Annotated in this window: 19 protein-coding genes and 1 pseudogene; 13 read left to right on the top strand and 7 right to left on the bottom strand. The window is 56.4% G+C overall.

All coding sequences use genetic code 11. From position 1 onward, the window contains the following. Window positions 1-237 precede the first annotated feature (237 nt). The 6 genes from ABLO27_RS17185 to ABLO27_RS17160 all read left to right on the top strand — a co-directional run bounded on the left by ABLO27_RS17185 (window position 238) and on the right by ABLO27_RS17160 (window position 11,623). Complete coding sequence (locus ABLO27_RS17185) at window positions 238-1,050, top strand: outer membrane protein assembly factor BamD (protein ID WP_353034184.1); 813 nt, start codon at window positions 238-240, stop codon at window positions 1,048-1,050. A gap of 69 nt (window positions 1,051-1,119) precedes the next feature. Beyond that, on the top strand, window positions 1,120-2,787 hold the full coding sequence (gene recN, locus ABLO27_RS17180) for a DNA repair protein RecN (protein WP_353034182.1): 1,668 nt from the start codon (window positions 1,120-1,122) through the stop codon (window positions 2,785-2,787). Between the two features lie 7 nt (window positions 2,788-2,794). Further along, on the top strand, window positions 2,795-4,963 hold the full coding sequence (gene ligA / locus ABLO27_RS17175; RefSeq protein ID WP_353034180.1) for an NAD-dependent DNA ligase LigA: 2,169 nt from the start codon (window positions 2,795-2,797) through the stop codon (window positions 4,961-4,963). 119 nt (window positions 4,964-5,082) lie between these two features. Beyond that, a complete protein-coding gene (locus tag ABLO27_RS17170; protein ID WP_353034178.1) occupies window positions 5,083-6,678 on the top strand; it encodes an FAD-dependent monooxygenase in 1,596 nt (531 codons plus the stop codon). A 269-nt stretch (window positions 6,679-6,947) separates the two neighbouring features. After that, entirely contained in the window at window positions 6,948-9,005 is a 2,058-nt protein-coding gene (locus ABLO27_RS17165; protein WP_353034177.1) for a methyl-accepting chemotaxis protein, read from the top strand. A 182-nt stretch (window positions 9,006-9,187) separates the two neighbouring features. Continuing rightward, entirely contained in the window at window positions 9,188-11,623 is a 2,436-nt protein-coding gene (locus ABLO27_RS17160; protein ID WP_353034175.1) for an ATP-dependent helicase, read from the top strand. 251 nt (window positions 11,624-11,874) lie between these two features. Here the strand turns inward: ABLO27_RS17160 and ABLO27_RS17155 are convergent, their stop codons facing one another. Further along, the gene (locus ABLO27_RS17155; RefSeq protein ID WP_353034173.1) at window positions 11,875-12,288 is read right to left on the bottom strand and encodes an SMI1/KNR4 family protein; all 414 of its coding nucleotides are present in this window, start codon (window positions 12,286-12,288) and stop codon (window positions 11,875-11,877) included. Between the two features lie 300 nt (window positions 12,289-12,588). Here ABLO27_RS17155 and ABLO27_RS17150 point away from each other — a divergent pair. Together ABLO27_RS17150 and ABLO27_RS17145 are read left to right on the top strand one after the other, a co-directional pair. Continuing rightward, window positions 12,589-12,843: pseudogene (locus tag ABLO27_RS17150) on the top strand (transposase); the annotation flags it as partial. 40 nt (window positions 12,844-12,883) lie between these two features. Then, window positions 12,884-13,036, top strand: a complete 153-nt coding sequence (locus tag ABLO27_RS17145; protein ID WP_353035058.1) for a transposase — start codon at window positions 12,884-12,886, stop codon at window positions 13,034-13,036. A gap of 215 nt (window positions 13,037-13,251) precedes the next feature. Here ABLO27_RS17145 and ABLO27_RS17140 read toward each other — a convergent pair whose 3' ends face one another. Continuing rightward, window positions 13,252-13,752 (bottom strand): hypothetical protein, encoded by a 501-nt coding sequence (locus ABLO27_RS17140; protein WP_353034171.1) that lies wholly within the window; start codon window positions 13,750-13,752, stop codon window positions 13,252-13,254. Window positions 13,753-13,940: 188 nt separating this feature from the next. On the opposite strand from ABLO27_RS17140, the gene ABLO27_RS17135 reads away from it, so the two are divergent. Both ABLO27_RS17135 and ABLO27_RS17130 read left to right on the top strand, forming a co-directional pair. Then, on the top strand, window positions 13,941-14,669 hold the full coding sequence (locus ABLO27_RS17135) for a response regulator (RefSeq protein ID WP_353034170.1): 729 nt from the start codon (window positions 13,941-13,943) through the stop codon (window positions 14,667-14,669). Beyond that, the gene (locus ABLO27_RS17130) at window positions 14,662-15,987 is read left to right on the top strand and encodes an ATP-binding protein (RefSeq protein WP_353034168.1); all 1,326 of its coding nucleotides are present in this window, start codon (window positions 14,662-14,664) and stop codon (window positions 15,985-15,987) included. Before ABLO27_RS17135 ends, ABLO27_RS17130 begins: the two co-directional genes overlap by 8 nt. A gap of 47 nt (window positions 15,988-16,034) precedes the next feature. Here ABLO27_RS17130 and ABLO27_RS17125 read toward each other — a convergent pair whose 3' ends face one another. The 3 genes from ABLO27_RS17125 to ABLO27_RS17115 form a co-directional block, all read right to left on the bottom strand. Continuing rightward, entirely contained in the window at window positions 16,035-16,622 is a 588-nt protein-coding gene (locus tag ABLO27_RS17125; RefSeq protein WP_353034166.1) for a tetratricopeptide repeat protein, read from the bottom strand. Between the two features lie 110 nt (window positions 16,623-16,732). Beyond that, entirely contained in the window at window positions 16,733-17,365 is a 633-nt protein-coding gene (locus ABLO27_RS17120) for a cysteine hydrolase (protein WP_353034164.1), read from the bottom strand. A gap of 29 nt (window positions 17,366-17,394) precedes the next feature. Next, the gene (locus tag ABLO27_RS17115; RefSeq protein WP_353034162.1) at window positions 17,395-17,715 is read right to left on the bottom strand and encodes a DMT family transporter; all 321 of its coding nucleotides are present in this window, start codon (window positions 17,713-17,715) and stop codon (window positions 17,395-17,397) included. 247 nt (window positions 17,716-17,962) lie between these two features. On the opposite strand from ABLO27_RS17115, the gene ABLO27_RS17110 reads away from it, so the two are divergent. Then, window positions 17,963-18,853 (top strand): 50S ribosomal protein L11 methyltransferase, encoded by an 891-nt coding sequence (locus ABLO27_RS17110; RefSeq protein WP_353034161.1) that lies wholly within the window; start codon window positions 17,963-17,965, stop codon window positions 18,851-18,853. Between the two features lie 111 nt (window positions 18,854-18,964). Here the strand turns inward: ABLO27_RS17110 and ABLO27_RS17105 are convergent, their stop codons facing one another. Then, complete coding sequence (locus ABLO27_RS17105) at window positions 18,965-19,162, bottom strand: hypothetical protein (protein WP_352944558.1); 198 nt, start codon at window positions 19,160-19,162, stop codon at window positions 18,965-18,967. A gap of 245 nt (window positions 19,163-19,407) precedes the next feature. On the opposite strand from ABLO27_RS17105, the gene ABLO27_RS17100 reads away from it, so the two are divergent. Beyond that, window positions 19,408-21,222, top strand: a complete 1,815-nt coding sequence (locus ABLO27_RS17100; protein ID WP_353034159.1) for an aminopeptidase P family protein — start codon at window positions 19,408-19,410, stop codon at window positions 21,220-21,222. Window positions 21,223-21,301: 79 nt separating this feature from the next. Next, the gene (locus ABLO27_RS17095) at window positions 21,302-22,336 is read left to right on the top strand and encodes a phytanoyl-CoA dioxygenase family protein (RefSeq protein WP_353034158.1); all 1,035 of its coding nucleotides are present in this window, start codon (window positions 21,302-21,304) and stop codon (window positions 22,334-22,336) included. A gap of 11 nt (window positions 22,337-22,347) precedes the next feature. Here the strand turns inward: ABLO27_RS17095 and ABLO27_RS17090 are convergent, their stop codons facing one another. After that, window positions 22,348-23,991, bottom strand: a complete 1,644-nt coding sequence (locus ABLO27_RS17090) for a chloride channel protein (protein ID WP_353034156.1) — start codon at window positions 23,989-23,991, stop codon at window positions 22,348-22,350. Window positions 23,992-24,049 lie beyond the last annotated feature (58 nt).

Below are 24,049 nucleotides of genomic sequence, written 5' to 3'. Positions count from 1 at the left end.
AGCGGCCTTTTTGTTTCTGCTGATTTCACCACAATTTGGGGCTGTTGCCACAAAATTGCTCAAAAAAACCGTCAGATGGCCGATGAAGGCGTGACGGGGACAGGTGATTTCCGCTAAACACTCCTGTCGATGAAATACATGAGCCTTGATTATACAGGGCTGTTTGGGTCGGAGCGGCTCGGGAGTATGGGTGTGAACGGAATTGACACTGGTTCTGAAGTGAGCGGAACCAAGGGTATGAAATTTTTCCTCAAGATGGCCGTTCTGGCCGCACCGCTTGCGCTTGTCGCCTGCAGCGGCAAGGACGACCTGGACGAACTTGCACTCAACGATACACCGCCTGAAGTGCTTTACAACGAAGGCTTGGCGCTTCGTGCCCAGGGCAAGCTGCGTGATTCCACCGAAAAGTTCGAGGAACTCGACAAGCTTTATCCCTATTCTGAATATTCCAAGAAATCTCTCGTCAACCTCGCGTTCCTGAACTATTCGCGCGGTAAGTACACGGAAACCGTGACCGCGGCGAAACGCTTCGTCACGCTTTATCCGGGTGATGAGGATTCGGCTTATATGCTCTACCTTGCCGGACAGAGCTATTTCCGCCAGATGCCGGATATCACCCGCGACCAGGCCGTGACACGCAAGGCCGGTGCCGCTTTTTCCGAACTGATCCAGCGTTTCCCGGAATCTGAATACACTCCGGATGCGGAACAGAAGTTGCGGATCATCAAGGATCAGCTCGGCGGCAAGGAAATGCAGGTTGGCCGCTACTATCTGCAGAAGCGCAACTATGTTGCTGCCATCAACCGTTTCAAGACGGTTGTCGTCGACTATCAGACCACCCGGCACGTGGAAGAGGCGCTGTTCCGTTTGACGGAAGCCTATTACGCGCTCGGTGTTGTCAACGAGGCGCAGACCGCTGCAGCGGTGCTTGGTCACAACTATCCTGACACTCAGTGGTACAAGGATGCCTATTCGCTGCTGAATAAAGGCGGATATGAGCCTTCAGAAGACTCTGGCAGCTGGATTAGCCGCGCGTTCAGGAGTATCTAACGAGTTCTGGAAAGACGACTCGACCCTCCTATATGGTGGTCGGAAATTTAGTCTAGGGAGCTCGCCTTCATGCTGGTCACGCTGTCTATCCGAGACATCGTTCTGATTGACCGACTTGACCTTGATTTCGCAGCTGGAATGTCGGTGCTTACCGGTGAGACCGGTGCCGGCAAGTCCATTCTTCTGGATTCCCTGTCGCTGGCACTTGGCGCCAGGGGTGACGCCGATCTCGTGCGTCATGGCGAATCTCAAGGACAGGTGACGGCCGTTTTCGATGTTCCGGGAAATCACCCGGTGCGTGCGTTCCTCAGGGAAAACGACATTGATGATGACGGCGACGTAATCCTCCGGCGCATTCAGACCTCTGATGGCCGAACCCGTGCTTTCATCAACGATCAGCCGGTCAGCGCAGGTTTGTTGCGACAGGCCGGCGTCCTGCTGGTGGAGATTCATGGTCAGCATGATGACCGGGCCCTGGTGGACCCGGAAAGCCATCGTGCACTGATTGATGTTTTTGGAAGCCTGACGGAGCTGGCGGCAGGTGTCGCAAAGTCCTATTCAGGCTTCCGCGCAGCAGAAAAGGCCGTCATTGACCATGAGCGCCGCATCGAGGCGGCCCGCAACGAAGCTGACTTTTTCCGTTCTTCTGTTGATGAACTTTCACAGTTGAAGCCTGAACCCGGTGAAGAGGAAGAGCTTGCCCTGCGTCGGACCGACATGATGCAGGTCGAGAAGATTGCAGGCGACCTGAACGAAGCCTTTGAAACTCTGAACGGCTCGGCATCACCAATCCCGGAACTGGCCAGCCTGTTGCGCCGACTTGAGCGCAAGTCCGATCAGGTACCGCATCTCTTGGCACAGCCCGTTCGCACGCTTTCAGAGGCGCTGGATCATCTGGAGGAAACGCGAAGCGGCCTGGAAAGTGCTCTGCGCGAGACCGAATACGACCCGCGCGAACTGGAAGCCGTTGAAGAGCGTCTGTTTGCCCTGCGCGCCGCATCGCGCAAATATTCTGTTCCTGTGGATGAGCTGTCGGCGCTTTGCTCACGTATGGCAGGCGAACTTGCCGATCTGGATGCTGGTGAGGACAAGCTCGCTGCCCTCGTCGATGCTGCGGCCAAGGCGGGAGCGGATTACGACAAGAAGGCAGCTTCGCTTTCGGAAAAACGCAAAAAGACCGCCCGCTTGCTGGAAAAGGCCGTTGAACGCGAACTGCCTGATCTGAAGCTTGAACGTGCTCGTTTCATCGTCGAGTTGACGAGTGATCCGGACAATCGGACCCGCTCCGGCATCGACCAGATTGAGTTTCACGTTCAAACCAATCCGGGAACGCGGCCGGGTCCCATGATGAAGGTTGCCTCGGGCGGTGAATTGTCCCGCTTTCTTCTGGCTCTCAAAGTGTCCCTGGCGGACAAGGGCTCTGCGCCGACGCTTGTGTTCGATGAAATCGATACAGGGGTTGGTGGTGCGGTCGCAGAAGCGATCGGTCTGCGCCTTGCACGGCTTGCCAGCAGTGTTCAGGTGCTGACGGTCACGCATGCGCCGCAGGTCGCCGCGCGGGCAGAGGGACACTTTCTGATCGCCAAGGAGGCGATGAAGCCGGATCGTGTTGCAACGCGTGTGCAACAGATCGATCAGGACCACCGGAGCGAGGAAATTGCACGCATGCTGGCGGGCAGTGTCATTACCGAGGAAGCGCGGGCAGCCGCTCGCAGACTTCTGACAGCGGCCGAATGAGGGTGGCATGAGCGAGAGCAATTCGGACGTATCCTCCTTTCAGACGGTGAGCGTTGAAGACCTGACACCTGAGCAGGCTTCGTCGGAACTGAAACGTCTTGCCGCGGAAATTGCAGAAAACGACAAGCTCTACCACCAGGAAGACGCGCCAACGATCTCGGATGCGGAATACGATGCGCTTCGTCGCCGTAATTCCGCGATCGAGACACGGTATCCAGACCTGGTTCTTGCGGATGGACCTTCAGCTCACGTTGGCGCGGCACCTGCGTCCGGGTTTGGCAAGATCACCCACCGGGTTCCTATGCTCTCGCTGGACAATGCTTTCAGCGATGAGGATGTTCGCGATTTTGTCGGTCGTGTCCGCCGATTTCTGAAATTCGACCCGCTGATGGGCGTCCTGGCGGTTACGGCAGAGCCGAAGATTGACGGTCTTTCGCTGTCTCTTCGCTATGAAGATGGTGAGCTGGTCTATGCCGCCACGCGCGGAGATGGCACGACCGGCGAAAATGTCACCGCGAATGCCCGCACCATCAAGGACATTCCCGAGCGGTTGAGCGGAAATGTGCCCGCTGTGGTGGAAGTGCGCGGTGAAGTCTACATGGCGCATAAGGATTTCAAGGCGCTCAATGAGCGAATGGAAGCCAATGGCGGCAAGGTGTTCGCTAATCCGCGCAATGCCGCCGCCGGTTCCCTGCGTCAATTGAAGTCTGAAATAACGGCGTCTCGCCCGCTGAGGTTCTTCGCCTACGCCTGGGGAGAGATGAGCGAGATGCCGTCGGACACCCAGTCCGGAATGGTCGAGACCTTTGAAACCTGGGGCTTCAAGACCAATCCGCTCATGAAGCGGTGTGAAACGGTTGAGGAGCTGCTTGGCGTCTATCACGGGATTGAGGAGAACCGGTCCCAGCTCGACTATGATATCGACGGCGTTGTTTACAAGGTCGACAGGCTGGATCTGCAGGAGCGTTTGGGCTTCGTTTCAAGATCGCCCCGCTGGGCGATTGCGCACAAGTTTCCCGCCGAGCAGGCTTTTACCGTTCTCAATGATGTTGAGATCCAGGTGGGCCGGACTGGCGCTCTGACACCGGTTGCCAAACTTGAGCCCATCACGGTCGGCGGTGTTGTTGTGTCCAACGCGACACTGCACAATGAGGACTACATCAAGGGCATCGGGCAGGATGGTGAACCGATACGTGACGGCAAGGATCTGCGCATCGGCGATACGGTCAAGATCCAGCGTGCGGGGGACGTTATCCCGCAGATTGTCGATATCGACCTGGAAAAGCGTCCGGCCGATGCCGAAGCGTTCGAGTTTCCGACTGTCTGTCCGGCATGCGGCAGTCATGCTGTTCGCGAGGAAAATGAAAAGACCGGGCGGGTCGATGCGGTAAGGCGTTGCACAGGCGGCCTTATCTGCCCCGCGCAGGCAACAGAGAAGCTCAAGCATTTCGTTTCCCGCAATGCCTTTGACATTGAAGGATTTGGCGAGAAGCAAGTCGACGCCTTTTACCAGGATGGGCTGGTCATGTCGCCGGCCGACATATTCACCCTGGAGGAGCGGGACAAGCGCGCGCTGACCGAGCTTCGAAACCGCGAAGGGTGGGGAGCCGTTTCAGCCAGAAACCTGTTCGAGGCGATCAACGCCAGGCGGGATATCGATCTTCACCGCTTCATTTTTGCTCTTGGCATCCGCCACGTAGGGGAGGGCAATGCCAAACTTCTCGCACGCGCCTATGGGTCCTGGGCCTCATTTTATGAAGCGATGAAAGCGGCCTCCGACGAGGCCGGGGAAGCCTGGGCCGAACTGAACGACATCGATGGGATCGGTCACATCGTTGCCGAAGCTCTGGTGGAGTTCATTGCCGAGGAACACAATCGCGGCCAGCTGGATGCCCTGCTTGAGCAGGTGCGCCCGAAAGATGCGGAGAAAATCGATGCGTCCGGGTCGCCGGTCGCCGGCAAGACTGTGGTCTTTACCGGCTCGCTGGAACGCATGACCCGCGACGAGGCCAAGGCCATGGCTGAACGGTTCGGTGCCAAGGTGTCCGGTTCCGTTTCCAAAAAAACGGATCTGGTCGTTGCCGGACCTGGAGCGGGGTCCAAGCTGAAGAAAGCCCAGGAACTGAAGATCGAGGTCATTTCCGAGGACGGCTGGTTCGATCTGGTGGGCGCCTGACGACGCTTCTCCGAAGATGTTTCGCCGTAAGCCGGTTTGATCATCGGCTGGCAGCAAGGTTCTGTTGAAAGATTTTATGTCATAGGCTTCGATAAGACGTATCGAGTCGGAGTGCTGTTTTGACTGATGTTCTTATCTGCGGGGCCGGACCGACCGGCCTTGTGCTTGCCATTGAACTGGCTCGACGCAACATAGCAGTCCGCGTGGTCGAGAGAGAACTCACGCCGCCGACCAACCCTCGCGCCTTCGTGCTGAAACCGTCCACGCTGATTGCAGCTGAAAGAATGGGCTTTCTGGACCAACTGCTTGAAGAAGGGGTTCGTGTGGATGCCATGTCCTTTTTCTTCGAAGGACGTGTCATCGCAACGGCAACTTCACCAAGTGAGCGCTGGCCCTGGCATCTCAATCTCGGCGAAGACAGGCTCATTCCGATTCTGACCGCTCGGCTGGAAAGCCTTGGTGTTGTGATCGAGCGCGGCATCGAGCTGACGGGTTTTGAGGAAATGCCGGATGGGGTTCGGATTGAGCTTACGAACAGGGCGGGGCGGACCGAGGAACTGAAGACGGGCTGGCTTGCCGGATGTGACGGCATACACAGCTCGATAAGGGAAAAGGCAGGAATTGCCTTTGAGGGACACGAGCGATCGCTGCACTGGCACGTTCTCGATGCGCAAATCGAAGGCTGGCCCTATAAGGACAGCCAAGGTGTGCTGTTCTTTGAATCTCTCATCGTCAGCGTCTATCGCACAAAGCAAGTTTTCAGGGTCTATTCCGCCTCCTTCGAACCAAGCAAGGAAAGCTGGTCCAGGGTGCGGGACTTTCTCAAGAAACACGTTCCTACAGCCAAGCTGGGTCCGGCAATCAACGACACGGCCTTTCACAGCAAGTCCAAGTTAAGCGCCTGTTTCCGCTCCGGCAGAATTGTCCTGGCCGGTGATGCGGCGCATGCAATGTCTCCCAGTGGAGGCATTGGCCTGAACAGCGGCGTTCAGGATGCACTGAATGTCGGCTGGAAACTGTCGGCGGTTCTCAAGGAACAGGCAGAAGAAACCCTGCTGGACACCTACGATCTGGAACGGCGCGCAGCAGCACAAGCGGCCCTGACAGTCAGTCAGGGAAACGACGATCTCTTCTCGGTGGCCGATCCCGCCGAACGTGCACGGTCGTTCCGCAAGTTCGGGGTCAAGATGGTTCACTACCTGCGCAGTGGAGGAACCGGTTATGAAGCTGTCATGGGGCCTTACGAAAAAAATGTCGCTGCGACCGGTACCGAGCCTGACTTTGGTCCAGGGCCTGGTGTCCACTTTCCCTCAGATCTTCAAGTTGCCCGGACCAATGGAGAGCTTTGCTACCTCACGGCTGAGCTGGGAGAAGGTACCCATAACATTGTGGTCTTCATCGCAGACGGCGGCGTAGAAGCCGGGCAGCTTGTCGAAAGTGCGATCGATCTGTGTTCAGCTCACGCAGAAGAAACGACGCTTACCGTGGTTGCGAGAAGCATAGAAGGGGCAGCGGCGCGAACTGCCCTAGATGCGCAGCACGTTACACTTCTGATCGATCAGGAAATGACGGCGCACAATCTGCTTGGTGTCGTTGAACGCTGCGCAATGTGGGTTCGGCCGGATGGCTGGATCGGGTCGCGACGCGATGACGCTGGAGACGTGGAAGCGCTGACAGGGGACCTGAGAGGTGCATTGCCGGGACTGTTCCGATAGCGGGCTCGTTTTGCCGGAGCACACGCTAAGGTATTAGAATCAAAGGATACTCACGCACAATTTCGTAGTGCATATGGATCAAACACACCTCAGATATGGGGAAAATTACCGATCACGTCAGGGAAAACTTCACCACCTGAAATTGATTCATTTGGCATTGGTCGGTAATAGTGTCGTAAATTGCCAAGTTTGAAACTAACGTTAAGTAACCAGTAATACGTACGCCCCAGTTTCAGGAGAATGATTGTTATTCTGGAGGGGCAACCGCTATGAAGCGTGTTAAGTTACAAATAGGATTGCTCGCTGCAGTTCCCATGCTCGCCGTGGTCGGGTTTGCTGCACTCAGCGTCTATGAAAAGGTCGTGGAACGTTCTCACCACGCCTTCATGATACCGATGACCCGCATTGCCGAGGACTCGGGCAACCTGATTCACGAAATCCAGAGAGAGCGTGACAAAACGGTTGTGTTCATCAACTCGGATTATTCCGCAGACGCTCGCTCGGTGCTCAATGCACAGCGGCCGAGGACAGACGCCAAGCTGAAAGTTTTCGACGAACATCTCGCATCTTTGAGCCTGGACGATCAGGAACTTCTTGAGGACCTGCAGCATGTGGCTGAGGAGGTTCACAAGATCGACAAGTTCCGTCAGGCGATTGACGGGCAGAACATGTCTGCCGACGAGGCCATTTCCAACTATTCGAAGGAAATCGAAGAACTCATTCACGTTGTCGGAGTAACGACGGAGGCAAGCCCCTCGAAGGAAATCACTTCCGAACTGCTTCCCTATCTGACCCTGGTTGAAGCAATGGCAACCGGCAGCCTTGAACGGGCAAACGGTGCCGCATTGCTGAAGGAGTTCAACGAGACAGGCAAGGTCAATCAAAAGCTCTATGTCAAGACGATTGCCAACTACGGCGCGGAATCGGCTTTCGAAAAAGAGTTCGAATCCATTGCCACCCGTGAGCAGAAGGCGCTTTGGAAAGCAACGCTCAAGGGCCCGGCCGTCAAGCAGGCGCAGGAGATGCGCCTGATCATTCAGAACCTGCCTGAAACCGGCGACTCAGCAGGTCTGAGCGAGGCAGCCTGGTTTGAAACTGCAACCAATCGCCTGGGCCTCGTCAAAAAGGCTGCGGAGGAATTTATTCATAGGGCAGAGGCCGCCGCTGATCACGATGTTGCCCGTTTCGACACGCAAATTCTTTGGCTGTCGATTGTGGCTGTTGTCTTTACCGCCATCACGCTTGCGATGGTCGCCTACCAGGTCCTGTCGATCACAAGAACGCTTGGTCGTCAGCGGGACACCATTTCGAGCCTGGCTGAAGGTAACCTGGACGTCGATGTTTCAGACACCGACCGTCCGGATGAAATCGGCGACATCGCACGTGCTTCGGAAGTGTTCCGTGACAAGCTGATCCGGCAGAAGGATCTTGAGGAAGAAGCCGAGCGCGGCCGCGTCCTGCGTCGTCAGCGCGCTGAGAAACTGGAGCGGGCGATCGAGCACTTCCAGATGTCTGTAACCTCCATCCAGGAACAGCTGAACGGCGAAACGGAAGGCATGCGTTCCAGTGCTGGCGAAATGGTGAAGATCGCCATGCATGCCGATGAAAGTGCGCGTGCCGCCAACGCCGCCACTGAAGAAGCGACAACAAACGTTCAAACGGTGGCTTCGGCCGCGGCTGAATTGTCGGCTTCCATCGGAGAGATCTCGCGTCAGGCAGCAACGGCGACCCAGATTTCCTCCACCGCGGCGGAGACCGCAGTGGCCGCAGATCGCGATATCTCGATCCTGGCCGAAACCGCCGACAAGATCGGCGAAGTGGTCGAAATCATCCGGGCAATCGCAGAGCAGACCAATCTGTTGGCGCTGAACGCGACCATCGAAGCAGCCAGGGCCGGTGAAGCCGGAAAGGGATTTGCGGTCGTGGCGGCAGAAGTGAAGGAACTTTCGACGCAGACGGCACGGGCGACGGATGAAATCGCCAGCCAGATTTCCGGTGTCCAAAGTTCCACTCAGAAATCCGTGACCGCGATCCGCTCCATCGTTGAGAAGATCGAGGAAGTTCGCTCGGTCAGCGAAACGATTTCCACCTCTGTTGATGAGCAAAACGCTGCTACGAGCGAGATCACGCAAAGCATCACGCTTGCCTCAGACGGTGCTTCCTCAGCCGCTTCCAACGTTGCCGGCGTGTCGGGATCGATCGACCAGACGCGGCAGCAGTCGGAAACCATGAGCACGTCCGCAGAACAGCTGGGTCAGGTTGCAACCAACCTCTCGGTATCGGTCAGCCAGTTCCTGAGCGAGGTTCGCGAAGACGAGGCAGCCTAGGGAACAGAGTTCCGAGTTATTGTTCTTTGGCTGTCCTAGAGGCCGGGGTCCCGCAACCCCGGCCTTTTCGTATGGTCTGCAAGGTTCTTGTCCCCACCATTTCCGGGAAATCCGTCTCGCCAAGAACATTTTGTTGCTATATTGTTCTCCGAAAGATCTTTTGACATTCGGACCAGTAAATCATGGCAGACCCGGACGGGTACGACGATCCTTTTGATGATCCCTTTCAGCCGATCGGCACCCGCGCCGATCCTGCTCCCGTTCCACAACGACCTCAGGGTGGGATCGCGGCGCGCGCCATGGCCGCGCGCAAGGCTCCGGATTATCTGACCGGTCTAAACCCGGAACAGCGACTGGCGGTGGAGACAACCGAGGGACCGGTGCTGGTGCTTGCCGGTGCCGGAACCGGCAAGACCCGGGTGTTGACGACACGCATTGCCCATATTCTTGCGACCGGTCTTGCCCGACCGTCTGAAATCCTTGCGGTGACCTTTACCAACAAGGCAGCCCGCGAAATGAAGGAACGCATTGCCGGGTTCGTCGGTGGCAATGTTGAAGGCATGGCATGGCTCGGAACATTCCATTCGATCTGCGTCAAGATCCTGCGCAAGCATGCGGAACTGGTCGGGTTGAAATCCAGTTTTTCGATCCTGGATACGGACGACCAGATCCGACTGATCAAGCAGATCATTCAGGCTGAAGGCCTTGATGACAAGCGTTGGACCGCCAAGGCGTTTGCCGGAATTCTGGATGGCTGGAAGAACCGCGCCCTGACACCGGACATGGTTCCCGAAGGTGAAGTGAGAGCTTTTGCCAATGGCAAGGGACGTAGGCTCTATGAAGAATATCAGGAGCGGCTGTCGATCCTCAACGCGGCCGACTTCGGTGATCTGCTGCTGCATGTCATCACGCTGTTCAAGACGCGGCCGGACGTTCTGAAAGAGTATCAGCAGCGTTTCCGCTACATGCTGGTGGACGAGTATCAGGACACCAATATTGCGCAGTATCTCTGGCTGCGTCTGCTTGCGCAGGGCAATCCGAATGTCTGCTGCGTCGGAGATGATGATCAGTCGATCTACGGCTGGCGCGGCGCGGAAGTCGACAATATCCTGCGTTTTGAACATGACTTCAAAGGCGCGGTCGTCATTCGGCTGGAGCGCAATTACCGTTCCACCAGCCATATTCTGGCAGCAGCCTCTCATCTGATCTCCTTCAATGAAGGACGGTTGGGCAAGACGCTCTTCACCGACTTTGAGGAGCCGGACCACGATCTCGTTTCCGTGGCTTCCGTCTGGGACTCGGAGGAAGAGGCCCGTACTATCGGCGATGAAATCGAAGCCCTTCAGAACAAGGGGCACAGCCTCAACGAAATGGCGGTACTGGTCCGTGCTTCCTTCCAGATGCGCGAGTTTGAAGACCGGTTCGTCACGCTCGGCCTCAACTATCGTGTCATCGGCGGCCCACGCTTCTACGAGCGCATGGAGATCCGCGATGCCATGGCTTATTTCCGCTGTGTCGTTCAGCCTTCGGATGATCTGGCGTTCGAGCGGATCGTCAACACGCCCAAGCGTGGACTTGGCGATGCCACGTTGAAGCTTGTGCATGGTCTTGCCCGCGCTGAACGCATTCCTTTGATGCAGGCGGCCAGTCAGCTGATCGATACCGAAGAACTGAAGCCGAAACCGCGCAACGCCCTGAAGACCGTGCTCGACAATTTCGAGCGCTGGCGGCGGCAGCTTGACCAGCTCAAGCACACCGAGCTTGCGGAAATCATTCTGGATGAGAGCGGTTACACCGAGATGTGGCGGCAGGACCGCTCGGCGGAAGCTCCGGGACGCCTCGACAACCTCAAGGAACTTGTTCGCTCCATGGACGAGTTCGAGTCGCTGCCCGGCTTCCTGGAACACATCGCACTGGTAATGGACCGGGACAATGCGGACGCCACGGACGCGGTGTCCATCATGACGCTGCACTCGGCCAAGGGTCTCGAGTTCGACACTGTCTTTCTTCCCGGATGGGAAGAGGGGCTGTTTCCGCACCAGCGGTCGCTGGATGAAAGCGGACGGGCGGGACTGGAAGAAGAGCGCCGGCTTGCCTATGTCGGCATCACGCGCGCCAAAAAGCGGGCCAAGCTCTATTTCGCTTCCAACCGCCGGATACATGGGTTGTGGCAATCCACCGTGCCCTCCAGGTTCCTCGACGAACTGCCGCCCGATCATGTCGAGATCGGTGAACCTTCTTCCAATTATGGCGGGTATGCTGGAGGCGGGTATGCTCCCTCACGTTTCGACAATGCCGATCCGTTCGAGGGAGGAAGTTACTCGACGCCGGGATGGAAACGTGCGCAGCGCGCCCGTCAATCCTCGGATGGCTTTTCAGAAGGTGGCCGCGGTTATAAATCCGCACGGATGAAACGTCAGGGGCCGTTGACAATTGAAGGGGAACTGGTGGCGAAGTCGGTCAGCGAAACGCCTTCAGACTTTTCCCTTGGCGAACGTGTCTTCCACATCAAGTTTGGCTACGGCGCAATCAAGTCCATCGAGGGCAACAAGCTGACGATCGATTTTGAAAAGGCCGGCGTCAAGAAAGTCATCGACAGCTTTGTCGAACGGCACTGAAGACAGAGTTTAGGTCGATCTGTTGTTGGGGTCCCTCGGGTAAGAACCGGCCGCAGGGGAGGTGGCCGACGGTTTCCCGCTAGGGTCTGGAGCCATTAATTCCGGCACTAACGAATGGCGGCATAGTGCCCATTCGGGCAGAGGTTGCATGGCGAATAAACGCCTGAAACCCAGGATGTCAGGCTGATAGCGGAATGGCCTGACGCGAGGCAATTCCTGGCAAAGGATGTGTTCGAAACTTACTTACCGAATTAAATGTCGGTGTGTGAGATGCCATCACTCCACTTCCCCTGGTACGCATCGATCCAATCGGAAAATGAAGGTGCAATTTGGTCTGTTTCAAAGAACTCATGATCCCAGAAATAGACTGGCACACTGCCCGAGGTTTGTTTCTCTAAATTGGATAAGTCAAAGCAAAACTTGTTGCCCATACAGTCGTTACCAATCACCAAAAGATTGTCAGGCAAGCCTGCTTCTCGCCAGCCTATAGTTTCTTCCTTGACTTCAGTAGGGTTGCACAGCTGGGAAAGATCATGAAGATCAAGCTCTCCATCGGAGATTGCAGACAGAAGCGCACCGGTAGGCTTTGGCAGACCCACGGCAAGAACTTGCTCCCGGTATTCCACTGGTAGAAAGATACCGAAATAGGCTTCAACGGAATCCAATTCACTGCCCAGGACCACCTCAGGCGGGTAGTCCGGACTGCACCACTTTTCTGCAAAACTCTTTAACGAGATCTTCAATGACCGCCTGCAATCAGAAAATAGAAACTTAGTCCCGGATGGCTTCTTGCATTAAAAAAGCAAGCAACGCAATGCACCAGCTGCTTGACCATGATGTTTCGGCGAAGCAGTCGTTGGTAACGCTGTCACCAACGGCGGCTAACTCCGCACAGCGGTCATTTGTAGCTCCAGGGATTCAGTTCTCCTGTAAGGGGTGTTTCAAGTGAGCAGGAGGTCTTGCACATGTCTGATTGCTATTGGCTGACCGAACTCCAACTTGAGCGCATCAAGCCCTACTTCCCGAAAGCCCAAGGCAAACCACGAGTAGATGACATGCGTGTTATCAGCGGATAATCCGTGTCATTCGAAACGGGTTGAGATGGCGAGACCCACCGCATGTCTATGGACCGCACAAGACGCTCAATGATCGCTTCGTAAGATGGAGCCGATTGGGTGTTTTTGACCGAATATTCTGTAGCCTGGCCGGGGAAGACGGGGAACCAGACACGCTGCAGGTCGGCTCGGGACATAACCAGCCCTGCCGCGGGCGAGCACTCTGATCGGCGACAAGGGTTACGACAGTGACAAATGGCGCGCCGCCCTCAAAGCCAAGGGAATTGACGCCTGCATCCTTCCAAAATCCAATTGCAAGACCACAATCGCCGCTACGGTTATCTTCTGGCTGGACTAATGAGACCTGACCCTAGCTTCCACCTGCGGCAAGCAATGGCGTTTCGTGAAATACTTGAACCAAACTGCATTGTCTATCGGGTTGAAATCTTCGGTTTCAGGCAACGAGTGGTGATCCAGTCATTTCACGACGTGCTTTCGCGCTCCTCATCCGGATATTTGAGAAACCTGATCTGAACAGCATGGCGGATGGGGCAGGCCCTTCTGACTTTGCCGTCAGACCTTGAAGTCAGCGAGCAGGGAAGAAACGCTTGATGATGCCCGATCGCCGTTGCCGTCGTAGTTTGAGCTGCCATGCAGCTGCTCCAGCACCACCTTCATAAGCTCTTCCATCATGGCGCCGGATTGCACGTCCGACTGGGCACCAGGTGCCTGGCCAAGAGGCCCGGCGTGTCGCGGATTGCCCAAGCCGCCTTCTTCGAAAATCTCCGAGAGATGATCAGCCTGCTCCTGGCTGATTGTGCCGGCGTCGACCTGGTCGGACAGCATGGTTTGGAATTTCGCCAACACCTCTTCTTTTGCAGGTGGTCCGGAACTGAAATCCGGTTTCTCAGTTGCTTGGCGATGCGCGTGGATTGCGTCGAGGGCATCAAGCATCGCCTCCTGGTCTTCGGAGGAGATTTCACCTGCCTCGACCTGCGCGCTCAAGTTATTCACCACCTGATCCCGCGGCGATCCCCCGGGTGGAACCATGGGCATTGAGCCGATGGACATCATTGATTTTGCTCCCAAATTGAGTCTTACGCCGGTACTTCCATGACCGTTGGTCCGGATTGGTTCGCGAATGCTTAACCGGCTGCGGCGCTTGATTTCGGGGTGTTTCCACGCTCGATATCAGAAACATTCGGATACAAGAAAGCTGAAAAACCGGATGAAAAACTCGCGTATTCAGGCATAACTGCCGCATGCAAAGACCGCATCACATCCTGGTTGTCGAGGACGATCCCGAGATCGGCCTGCTGATCAAACGGCACCTCATCGCCAATGAGTTCAAGGTCACTCTCGCCCGCGATGCGGCCGAGATGGACCGTCAGCTCGCCAGAGACCGCATCGATCTGATTGTGCTGGATGTCATGTTGCCGGGCGAGGACGGTATCAGCATCTGCCGCCGTCTTCGTGCGGCAGGTAACGTTCCGATCATCATCGTCTCGGCCAAGGGGGAAGACATCGATCGGGTGGTTGGCCTGGAGGTTGGTGCCGACGACTACGTTACCAAGCCGTTCAACTCGCGGGAGCTTGTCGCTCGGGTCCGCGCCCTCTTCAGACGAGTGGAGCTTGATGGGGCGGTGTCTCCCGTGGAGAGTGCCCGGTTGCGTTTTGAAGGCTGGCTCATGGATTGCCGGACCCGTCAGCTTTTCAACGCTGATGACGTCTTGATCTCGCTGACGCCTGCAGAATTTGACCTGCTCAAGGTCATGGTCGAACGCGAAGGGCATGTTCTCAGCAGGGATCAGCTGATTGACCTCACCCTCGGACAGTTTGGTGCTTCCAACGGACGCAACATCGATATTCTTGTCAGCCGATTGCGATCCAAGCTTGAAGTCGGAGGAGCGGCTTACAGGTTTATCAGAACGGTTCGCTCCGGAGGCTATGAATTCGTTGCGCCGGTGGAACGGGATGTCCCCAATGATTAGGCGGTTTTGGCCGGAGACAATGCGCAACCAGATCCTCGTTCTGATGATCTGTGCAAGCCTCTTTATGATCCTCGTCGGTGTCATCACGCTCTACTTCGTCAAGCAGGCGTTTGAAGGCAACCCAACGATCATGAACAGTCATTTCGTGAGCGTTGCGGTCACGAAGCTGAACGAAACCCCGGCGACTGAGCGGCAAACGGTGCTCAGCGAACTTTCGCAGGAACTGCCGCAGCTCAAGATTGAGCTCGTCGATGAAGAGGCTTTGACCACCGCGAAATCGACCACTGAAGGCAAGCGGTCGGGTCCGTTTACTTTGGGGGAAACGGTGCTTGGAATGCGTATCGAGCATGTGATCGGTCCGTTGGAGCGAGGTTTCAAACCACCGCTCGTCTACATGCGTTTGAGCGACGATAGCCTTGTCGCAGCAGAATGGGGACTTCGCCCGCCACCAGCTTCAATTATCGGCCTGCCATTTTATCTGTTCTTCGGATTTCTGGCCCTGACCTTCCTGGGACTGATGATCTGGGCAGCGAAAGGGCTTGTGCGGCCCTTGTCGGAGCTGGCGGCTTCGGCAAAGACATTCGGGGAAAGTTCGGTAAACCCAATTCCCATCAAGGAACAGGGACCGAGAGAGGTGCGCGTTGCAGCCCAGGCGTTTAACCGCATGCAACACCGGATCAATGATTTCATCGAAAAACGCACGCGGATGCTGGCTGCCATCAGCCATGATCTTCGAACGCCGCTCACACGTCTGCGGCTTCGCCTCGACCTTCTTGATGACGGCGACATCCGGAACAGGAGCCTTGAAGATCTGAATGTCATGGAGGAACAGATCGACACGGCACTCATGTTCTTGCGTGACGGTTCGAGTTCCGGTCCGGTGCAACGGATCGATGTTGCCAGTCTGCTGCAATCCCTGGCCGATCAGTATTCAGATCTCGGATTTTCCGTCAGACTGCGCAGTCGGGGGAGCGCCACGATCGAAGCTTGTAGCAGTGAGATCACCCGCGCGTTGTCAAATCTTGTCGACAATGCCATCCAGTATGCCTCGGGCGTTGAGATCGACTTCGCGGGCGAGCAAGACGCTGCGTGCATCGACATCATAGATCATGGGTCTGGAATTCAGGCGTCGGAACGCGAGCGCCTGCTTGAGCCGTTCGAGCGTGGAGACGCAGCACGTCAGATCCGCAAAGGCACCGGGTTCGGTTTGGGTCTCGCAACGAGTAAGGCGATTGTGGAGGCGGCGTCAGGCAAACTGGAGCTGCGTGACACACCAGGCGGTGGACTGACCGTGCGTCTGTTGTTGCCTGTCGTGTAAGGGACAGGTGCACTCGTGAGTTGGACGATCGACAGACTGACGGTTCGTCAGAGGTCCATGCCCTTTGGCTCGATCAGCAAGTTGCGCTCTTTGAGATAGGGATGAATCTTGATTGCCTTTCGAAGGACCTTCTGTCCCATTTGCACCCGTCCCATCGTCATGAAGATGATTGCCTTTCCGGACAAGGCACCGAAGTGGCGCGGTTCAAGCGCCAGCGCACGCTCGATATCCTCCAGGCTGGCCTCGTAATTGCCTTGTAGAAAATAGACGAACGCCCGTTGGTTCCAGCCCTCGGAATAGCCGGGTGCTTGTTCCACGATGTCGTCGAGCAGATCCCGAGCGCCCTGCAGGTCGAATACATCGCGTCGCTGCATGGCTGTGTCCAGCTTGGATCTGATCTCCTCGGAAGGTGCAGCATCGAGCCAGGACATCCAGATGTCGTTTTCAATCAGTTGCGCTTCAGCCTCATTGGGGGCGTTTTTCAGGGCTTCGAAAAGGGCATCCCGGTCCTTGGGAGGGGAGGCGGCATGCGCCGTAGACGAGACATTGCCGAAGGCTGCGAATACGCAGAAGACCAGCGCTGCGAGAAAACCCGCAACACCTGTTGTCTGGCTGAACTCTCGAACATCCGTCATGGAACACCTTGCCCAAGTTAACGGGTCTCTTCCCGGATTATGTGGAGCGCTCGCGGAAAAAGGCCAGTTTTTCTCCTGCCTGGAAGATCAGATCAAGGTGAACATGCAGGTCATGTCTCGTTCCTGAAAGACAGCATTGCGGCCTTTGTATCCTCCAAAGAACATCTTGCTCCTGTCTGCAGATACTCCATTGCATTCAGGGCAGCGTCATGTGCCTCTGTGGAGGAGCCAGCGACGCAGTCCTCGATTACGCGGCAGAAATAGTCATGTTGATGCCCGTCGACAAATGTGTAGTGAACACAAACGTCGGTCAGGCCGCCGCACAGCAAAAGCGTGTCTATTTTCAATCCTTTAAGAAGGATTTCGAAATCAGTGCCGAAGAATGCGGAATAGCGTCGCTTGCGGACATGGAAGTCCTCCGGACGAAAATCCATTTCCCGGACCGCAAGCTCTGTTCCAGGTTGGCCCTCCAGGCAATGGACGTCCTCCTGTCCGTCCAGTTCACGGCCGAAGTCTGTGAGATCCGGCCGATGAACCTCTTGAACGAAAATGACTGGAATGTTGCGGCTGCGTGCTGTGTCGATCGCTTGCCGGGAATTCAGCATTCGCTGTTTGTAGCCGGGCATGTTGTCGATTGACCGGTGCTGGCTGTCGTCAATGAACGTGCTGGCCTGGATATCGATAACAACGAGAGCGGGATTGCCTTCGATCAGGTTTCTGTTCGTGCGGTTTGTGTTGGCCATTTGCTTCCTCGGGTGCCGGTTTGAGAGTGTTATGCAGTTGCAGAGAGTTTCAGCAGAACGAGGCCCGCGACAATCAACGAGATCGCCATCAACCGTTCCAGAGTAAGCGCTTCGTTCAAGAACACGACCCCTGCCGTGAAGGCGCCGACTGCACCCAGTCCGGTCCACATGGCATACGCGGTGCCCAGTGGCAGGCTACGCATTGCCAGAGCCAGGAACCAGAAGCTTGCAATCATCGTGGAGACGGTGATCAGGGAAGGGGTCAGACGCGAAAAACCATCGGAAGCCTTCAGCGAGAAGGCCCAGACAACTTCGAACACACTGGCAATGAGCAGGAATATCCAGGACATTTCCGTTACCTCAGCCCGGGTCGTCCCGGGATAAGTTGCGCTGCGATCCTTTTGGAACGGCGCCGGAAGTCGTCCTCCTGAGGCCACAGATAATGTCCGTATTTCTTTCGGTCAAGGTCCGAAACAATGGAGAGGTCGGGCAAATTGGGTCCTGGATGATGCTCAACCTCGGGAAAAGCGCTGGCTCTTCCTGGTAGGTGAAGCTATACCGCTCGCCTTGAGACAATTATCAAAGGCACACAGGGTCATGAAAACCATTCGGGTGCGGATTACTGCCGAAGAACTGGAAGCCAAGCGGATATCGGAAGTTCTGGAACGTGCGTTCGAGGATGACGGCAACCCTGTTACAATCTACGAAGCCTCACCGGACGGGAGCATCTGGTCTGCGGAAATCCTGTTGTTCGACATGGAGCCCGAAGACGCTGCTGCGGCCGTTCGTGACCGGGTAGGTGCAGATGCATTCGCTGCACCGCTGGAAGCTGAAGAACTTCCGGATATCAACTGGGTAGAGAAGAGCCTTGAAGGTCTGAAGCCGGTTCAGGCGGGTCGGTTCATGGTTCACGGAGGGCATGACCGAGACAAGGTTCCTCCCGGTGCCATCGGTCTTGAAATTGAAGCCGCACTTGCATTTGGAACCGGACATCACGGTACGACAGCCGGATGTCTGGAGGAAATCGACCGGCTTCTGTCGCTACGCGAATACGACAGCATTCTGGACTTGGGAACAGGAACCGGCGTTCTGGCAATCGCCGCGGCCCTCAAGGCCCGGCAAGGGGTTCTGGCGACAGATATCGATCCGGTTGCCACCAGAACCGCATTGGAAAACGCGAGCCTGAATGGTGCACGTCATCTCGTGCGAGGCTTTACAGCCAACGGCATGGAGGATCGACGCTTCAGGCTCTACGGTCCGTTTGATCTGGTGATAGCCAACATCCTGGCCAGACCGCTGATGAAGATGTCGAAATCAATCGGCGAGCATATGACTCAGACGGCCACGCTGGTTCTTTCGGGCCTGCGCGTTGAGGATGGTCCCCGCATCCTGTTTGCATATCGTTGCCAGGGCTTTGTACTAGACCGGCGACGGGAAAAAGACGGCTGGCTGACTCTGACGCTGGTCAGGGGACGCAAGAACGCCTGAGGACGTTTCCCAACGTATCATGCCTCAAACAAGAAAAGAGCCTGTCAGATCAACTGACAAGCTCTTTTTCCGTGCACAGTACTTTATTTGTATTTTTAGTACCTGAGCCCCTTAAAACGCGCTCGTGCTTGCGCCTTCACGCTCCAGCTGCTCGCGGTTGTAACCGTGTGCTGCCAGCGTCGCATCATCCAGAGAAAGCAGGTAACCGTTGACGTAACGGCGTGCCTGAACGGAGCGTGCTTCGATCATGCGATCGAGTGCGCGGCGCATGAAACCGGAGCGAGTAGAAGTGCTTGTTGCGATAGTCATCGTAGTCATTCCCGTTTGAAGATTAAGACTTCCCTAGGGAGAAACGTCTTGTTCTTTGTTGCTCCTTATATGCAGCCAAACCGTCTGTTTCGGTAGGCCTGCAAACGCATGACAGCCCTGCACTCTTCGCATATGCGAGATAAATGCTGCGGTGCGATTTTTGACTAAGTTGTTCCTGTATGAGGGCAAACTCCGGAAAAATTATCCGGGTTGATCCTCGGAGGCGGTCAAACTACCGTTCGGCCATGTTTCAGTCCTTCGATGATCTAAGTGATCCTTCCTGCGGAGCGCCGCATGCAGCGCTTCTCAGGGCCGAATTGTCCCGCCGCGGCCTCGACGGCTTTCTTGTCCCGCGTGCGGATGCGCATCAGGGAGAATATGTTCCGCCGCATGATTGCAGGCTGCAATGGCTCACCGGCTTCACCGGTTCTGCCGGTGCTGCCGCGGTTCTGGGTAGCGAAGCGGCCATTTTTGTGGACGGGCGCTACACCATTCAGGTGCGTGAGCAAGTCGACATGGATGTCTTTCCGGCGCAGCATCTGATCAACGAACCCTTGAGCGAATGGTTGTCGGATCGGTTGAAACCGGGGCAGAAGCTTGGCATCGACGCCATGCTGCACACGGTGCGAGAAGTCCGCCGGCTCAAGGAAATTTGTGAAGAGGCAGGGGCGGAGCTGATTTGTCTGGATGACAACCCGGTCGACAGTGTCTGGTTAGATCGGCCTGAACCTCCGGTCGGACAGGTGTCTCTTTATCCCGTTGAGCTTGCTGGCAAGGCTGCGAAGGAAAAGATCGAGGAAATCCAGGCGGCAATCTCGGACAAAAAAGCCGATGCCTGTGTTCTGACCCAACCTGATTCCATTGCCTGGCTGTTCAACATTCGCGGCTCGGATGTGAGCCACACGCCGCTGCCGCTGTCCTTCGCAACGGTTCCAGCGGAAGGAAAGCCTTCGCTTTTTATCGATGGCCGTAAACTTTCCAACTCTGTTCGTGACGTGCTTGCCGACCTGACCGATCTTGCAGAACCAGGTGATTTCAAGGCTGGTCTCGAAGCTTTCGGCGAAGCGGGGTCAAAGGTGATGATCGATCCGGCTCTGGCGGGTATCGGGATAGCGGATGCCATTACGGATGCCGGTGGTTCGCTGGTTGAAGCGCAGGATCCTGTCTTGCTGCCGAAAGCAGTCAAAAACGAAACGGAGCTGAAGGGGGCACGGGTCGCGCATATTCGTGATGCAGCTGCCTATATACGCTTCCTGTGCTGGTTCGACGAAGAGGCGCCGAAGGGCGAGCTGGACGAAATCAGTGTTGCTGAGAAGCTGGAAGAGTTTCGCCGCGAGACCGGCGAGCTGAAGGATATCTCGTTCGACACGATTTCCGGAGCCGGACCGAATGGCGCCATCTGCCATTATCGTGTGAGCCGGGCCAGCAATCTCAAGATCCCGATGGGCAAGCCGTTCCTGATTGATTCCGGCGCCCAGTATGAAGACGGGACAACGGACATCACCAGGACGCTTGCGGTCGGTGAGGTGAGTGCTGAAATGAAGAAGCATTTCACGCTCGTTCTGAAAGGTCATATCGCCATATCAACGGCAAAGTTTCCTCAAGGAACGACAGGTGCACAGCTCGACACGCTCGCCCGTATCGACCTGTGGAAGGCCGGGCTGGATTTCGATCACGGCACGGGTCATGGGGTCGGCGCATATCTCGGTGTTCATGAAGGACCTCAGAGGCTGGCCAAGACGGGGACCACGCCGTTGAAGGCGGGCATGATCCTTTCCAATGAGCCAGGATACTATCCCGCAGGCGAATATGGGATCCGGTTGGAAAACCTCGAAATTGTCACTGAGGCCAGGGATATTCCGGGTGGCGACAGACCAGTGCTCGGATTTGAAACCATTACGTTGGTGCCGATGGACCTCAGGCTCGTCGATTTGTCCCTGCTGACATCGAACGAACGAGATTGGCTGAACCGCTACCATGAGAAAGTGCGCGAGGAGATCGGGCCGCTCGTGGGGGCAAAAGAGCGAATCTGGCTGGAACAAGCAACCAAAGCCATCTAAAAGCTGTCCAGGGCCGGTCTTGACCGGCCCTGTTGCTTGCGAAATGTTTTTGAAGATTTTTTGATTGCGAGGCTTGGAGATGCGCGCGGCGGATATCCTGAAGATGCCCCTTTTTGCTGCCGAACTTGCGACCGGCGCAAAATCGTTCTGTGACAATCCGATAATCGGCAGCCGGCAGTTGAATGAGTCCGGGCTGCATGTAAAGCGCATCAAGCTGGCGGAAAAGATGGCGGACTCCCGCCGCCGCAGGTTGAAACATCTTGTTGGTGAGGACGAGCGGGCGGCTTACGAACGAGATGGCTTCATAGCCAAACGGAACCTGCTTTCCGAAGAAGACCTTGCCGGACTTCGGCACGAAATCGAAACAACTCGGTTTGACGCCTGGGACATGCGGCAGGGAAATGCAGTCACACGCTTTATCCCACTGCCGCCGAAAGTCTTGAAGGACCTACCGCACTTGCGTGCTCTCGTATGGGGAAAACCGTTTCAGAACGGGCTCAGATACATCGCGTCGACGGATGGAGACCCTCTGGTCTATCTGCACATCGTTATGACCACCCCCGGGGACAAGCGAAAGGATGATCCGCAGACGGCCTTCCACTCCGATACGTTTCATCAGACAGCCAAGTCCTGGTTCTTTCTCTATGACATCGATGATGCGGAAGGGCCTTTTACCTACATTCCGGGTTCGCATCGTCTGACCGAGGAAAGATTGGCGTGGGAACACGAACAGAGCGTGACGGCCTCTGAGGACAGGAACCGCTTGCATGCGCGTGGTTCGTTCCGTCTTCCGGCAAATCAACTCGGCCGATTGAATTATCCTGAACCTGTCAGATTTGCGGTCCCTGGAAACACGCTTGTGGTTGCGGATACACACGGGTTTCATGCGCGCGCGGTCAGTGAAAAGCCCTCCGTCCGAGTGGGAATCTACGGGTCCTTGCGACGAAATCCGTTCCTGCCATGGACCGGGATGGACCCTTACAATCTGCCTGGCCTTAAGGGGAGGCAAGCGCGCTTGTTCGTTGCATTGAAAGACCGGGAGTTTCGCCGGAAAGGCAAAGCATCGCACAGGTATGCGGGAAGAGTACTGGCGACTGAGCCGTCGAAATTCTGACTGTCTCCGGCCTAGTGGTGCTCTTCCTTTGTTGCCTTGATCAGGGCGGCATTGAAGTAACGCAGACCTCGAACGTGCCGGGCTAGCCCGACAATCCTGGTCGCGTCACCCTTTTGAACAACGGGTAGGGTCGCCTTTCCGCAGGAGTCAAAGCTTTTCAAGGCACTTTCCAGCGTGTCGGTGTCATGCAGATATGGTCCGTCTTCCCCCGGATTGAAGATCCGTTCCTCGTCGTTTTCCGGGGGCGGGTCCATGAAATCACGGACCTTGACGGTCTCACTCAGGAACTGGTGAACCCCTTCGTTCACAAAGCAGCCACGCATGCCGAGCTGCCAGTGGAAATAGGATTTGCCGTGAACCGCCTGCGTCAGGCCCGTGGCGATGGATACAGACAGAAGCAAGGCAATGGAAAGCGCGTAACCCCCGGTAAGCTCAAACACGATCACGGTGGTTGAGAACGGCGCACCAAGAACAGCCGCAGCGACTGCCCCCATTCCAAGGATCGCATATAGACCGTGACTGGAGGCCATTTCCGGAAAGACAGAAGCGGCGATCAGGCCGAAGGCGCCGCCCGTCATCGCGCCTAGATAGAGGGTAGGTGAGAAAATACCTCCCCCGAAACGCGATGCCAGCGTTATCGCTGTCGCGGCTGTCTTGACCACCAGCAGTGTCAGCATGGTGCTGATCGGCAGCGCGTGCTTCAACGCCAGATCGGTGGCTTCATATCCAACGCCGAGGATGCCTGGAAAGAAGATGCCCAGTGCGCCGACCGCAAGGCCACCTATGACGGGCCGAAACCAGAGTGGCATTGTGATGTTACGCGCAGTCCAGTCTGTTCCGATCAGAGCGAATTGGAAGATGATGGCCACAGCCGCACATGTCAGGCCAAGCAGCGCGAAAGCCGGGATTTCAAGGTAAGACGTGATTTCGTATTGCGGAATTTCAAAGGCCGCCACATTGCCAAACCACAAACGCGACAGCAGCGTACCCACGACCGAGGCCAGAACAATCGGAACAAAGGCAGATACCGCATAGTGCCCAAGTACCACCTCATGCGCAAACAAGACACCTGCGATGGGTGCATTGAATGATGCCGAAACACCACTGGCGACCGCGCATGCCAGCAGCATGCGCCGTGCTGCGTCGGGAAGATGGAAGTACCGGCAAACGGCAGCCCCGAGTGTTGCTCCCAGATGAACAACCGGCCCTTCACGTCCAGCACTCGCCCCGCCTCCAAGTGAGATCGCAGTGACAAGAGCTGACCAGAGGCCGGCTTTCAGTGGGAGACCGCGACCACCATAGGCGCGCGCTTCGATCACATCGGCAACGCCGCCTGCGCGTTGATAGGGGTGAAAGCGATGCAGGATCCAGCCGACGATCAGCCCGGCAATCGCCGGGGCCAGCAGAATAACCCACCAGGGTTGTTCGGCCGCGGCCTGCATTGTGAGTTCGGTGGTCGTACGAAGCCAGGGCCATTGGAACAGCCCGATCGCCGTGCGGAAAGCAATCGCCGCCAAGGCAACGAGTGCACCGACAAAGATAGCGACAAACCAAACCAGGTGAAGCCGGTTGGCCCGGAACTGGCGCACGTTCGGCGTTATCCAGCTGATGAGGATTTCTGGAAGTTGACCGGCGGTTTCTATTATTTTGCGCATCAAGCGGGCCGATTTTGAGCAGGCATTGTCTTTGGAGTTCATTTTGCCCGAGTCGCAG

Origin of the sequence: Roseibium sp. SCP15 (assembly GCF_040329435.1) — a bacterium.
Lineage (GTDB): Bacteria > Pseudomonadota > Alphaproteobacteria > Rhizobiales > Stappiaceae > Roseibium.
Note: the sequence above shows the minus strand (reverse complement) of the source record. Positions and strands in the feature narration are given on the sequence as shown.

Excerpts from the sequence above, each read along its gene's own strand:
- ABLO27_RS17185 (WP_353034184.1), top strand. The coding sequence starts at position 238 with ATGAAATTTTTCCTCAAGATGGCCGTTCTGGCCGCACCGCTTGCGCTT.
- recN (WP_353034182.1), top strand. The coding sequence starts at position 1,120 with ATGCTGGTCACGCTGTCTATCCGAGACATCGTTCTGATTGACCGACTT.
- ligA (WP_353034180.1), top strand. The coding sequence starts at position 2,795 with ATGAGCGAGAGCAATTCGGACGTATCCTCCTTTCAGACGGTGAGCGTT.
- ABLO27_RS17165 (WP_353034177.1), top strand. The coding sequence starts at position 6,948 with ATGAAGCGTGTTAAGTTACAAATAGGATTGCTCGCTGCAGTTCCCATG.
- ABLO27_RS17160 (WP_353034175.1), top strand. The coding sequence starts at position 9,188 with ATGGCAGACCCGGACGGGTACGACGATCCTTTTGATGATCCCTTTCAG.
- ABLO27_RS17140 (WP_353034171.1), bottom strand. The coding sequence starts at position 13,752 with ATGATGTCCATCGGCTCAATGCCCATGGTTCCACCCGGGGGATCGCCG.
- ABLO27_RS17135 (WP_353034170.1), top strand. The coding sequence starts at position 13,941 with ATGCAAAGACCGCATCACATCCTGGTTGTCGAGGACGATCCCGAGATC.
- ABLO27_RS17130 (WP_353034168.1), top strand. The coding sequence starts at position 14,662 with ATGATTAGGCGGTTTTGGCCGGAGACAATGCGCAACCAGATCCTCGTT.
- ABLO27_RS17125 (WP_353034166.1), bottom strand. The coding sequence starts at position 16,622 with ATGACGGATGTTCGAGAGTTCAGCCAGACAACAGGTGTTGCGGGTTTT.
- ABLO27_RS17120 (WP_353034164.1), bottom strand. The coding sequence starts at position 17,365 with ATGGCCAACACAAACCGCACGAACAGAAACCTGATCGAAGGCAATCCC.
- ABLO27_RS17115 (WP_353034162.1), bottom strand. The coding sequence starts at position 17,715 with ATGTCCTGGATATTCCTGCTCATTGCCAGTGTGTTCGAAGTTGTCTGG.
- ABLO27_RS17110 (WP_353034161.1), top strand. The coding sequence starts at position 17,963 with ATGAAAACCATTCGGGTGCGGATTACTGCCGAAGAACTGGAAGCCAAG.
- ABLO27_RS17105 (WP_352944558.1), bottom strand. The coding sequence starts at position 19,162 with ATGACTATCGCAACAAGCACTTCTACTCGCTCCGGTTTCATGCGCCGC.
- ABLO27_RS17100 (WP_353034159.1), top strand. The coding sequence starts at position 19,408 with ATGTTTCAGTCCTTCGATGATCTAAGTGATCCTTCCTGCGGAGCGCCG.
- ABLO27_RS17095 (WP_353034158.1), top strand. The coding sequence starts at position 21,302 with ATGCGCGCGGCGGATATCCTGAAGATGCCCCTTTTTGCTGCCGAACTT.
- ABLO27_RS17090 (WP_353034156.1), bottom strand. The coding sequence starts at position 23,991 with ATGCGCAAAATAATAGAAACCGCCGGTCAACTTCCAGAAATCCTCATC.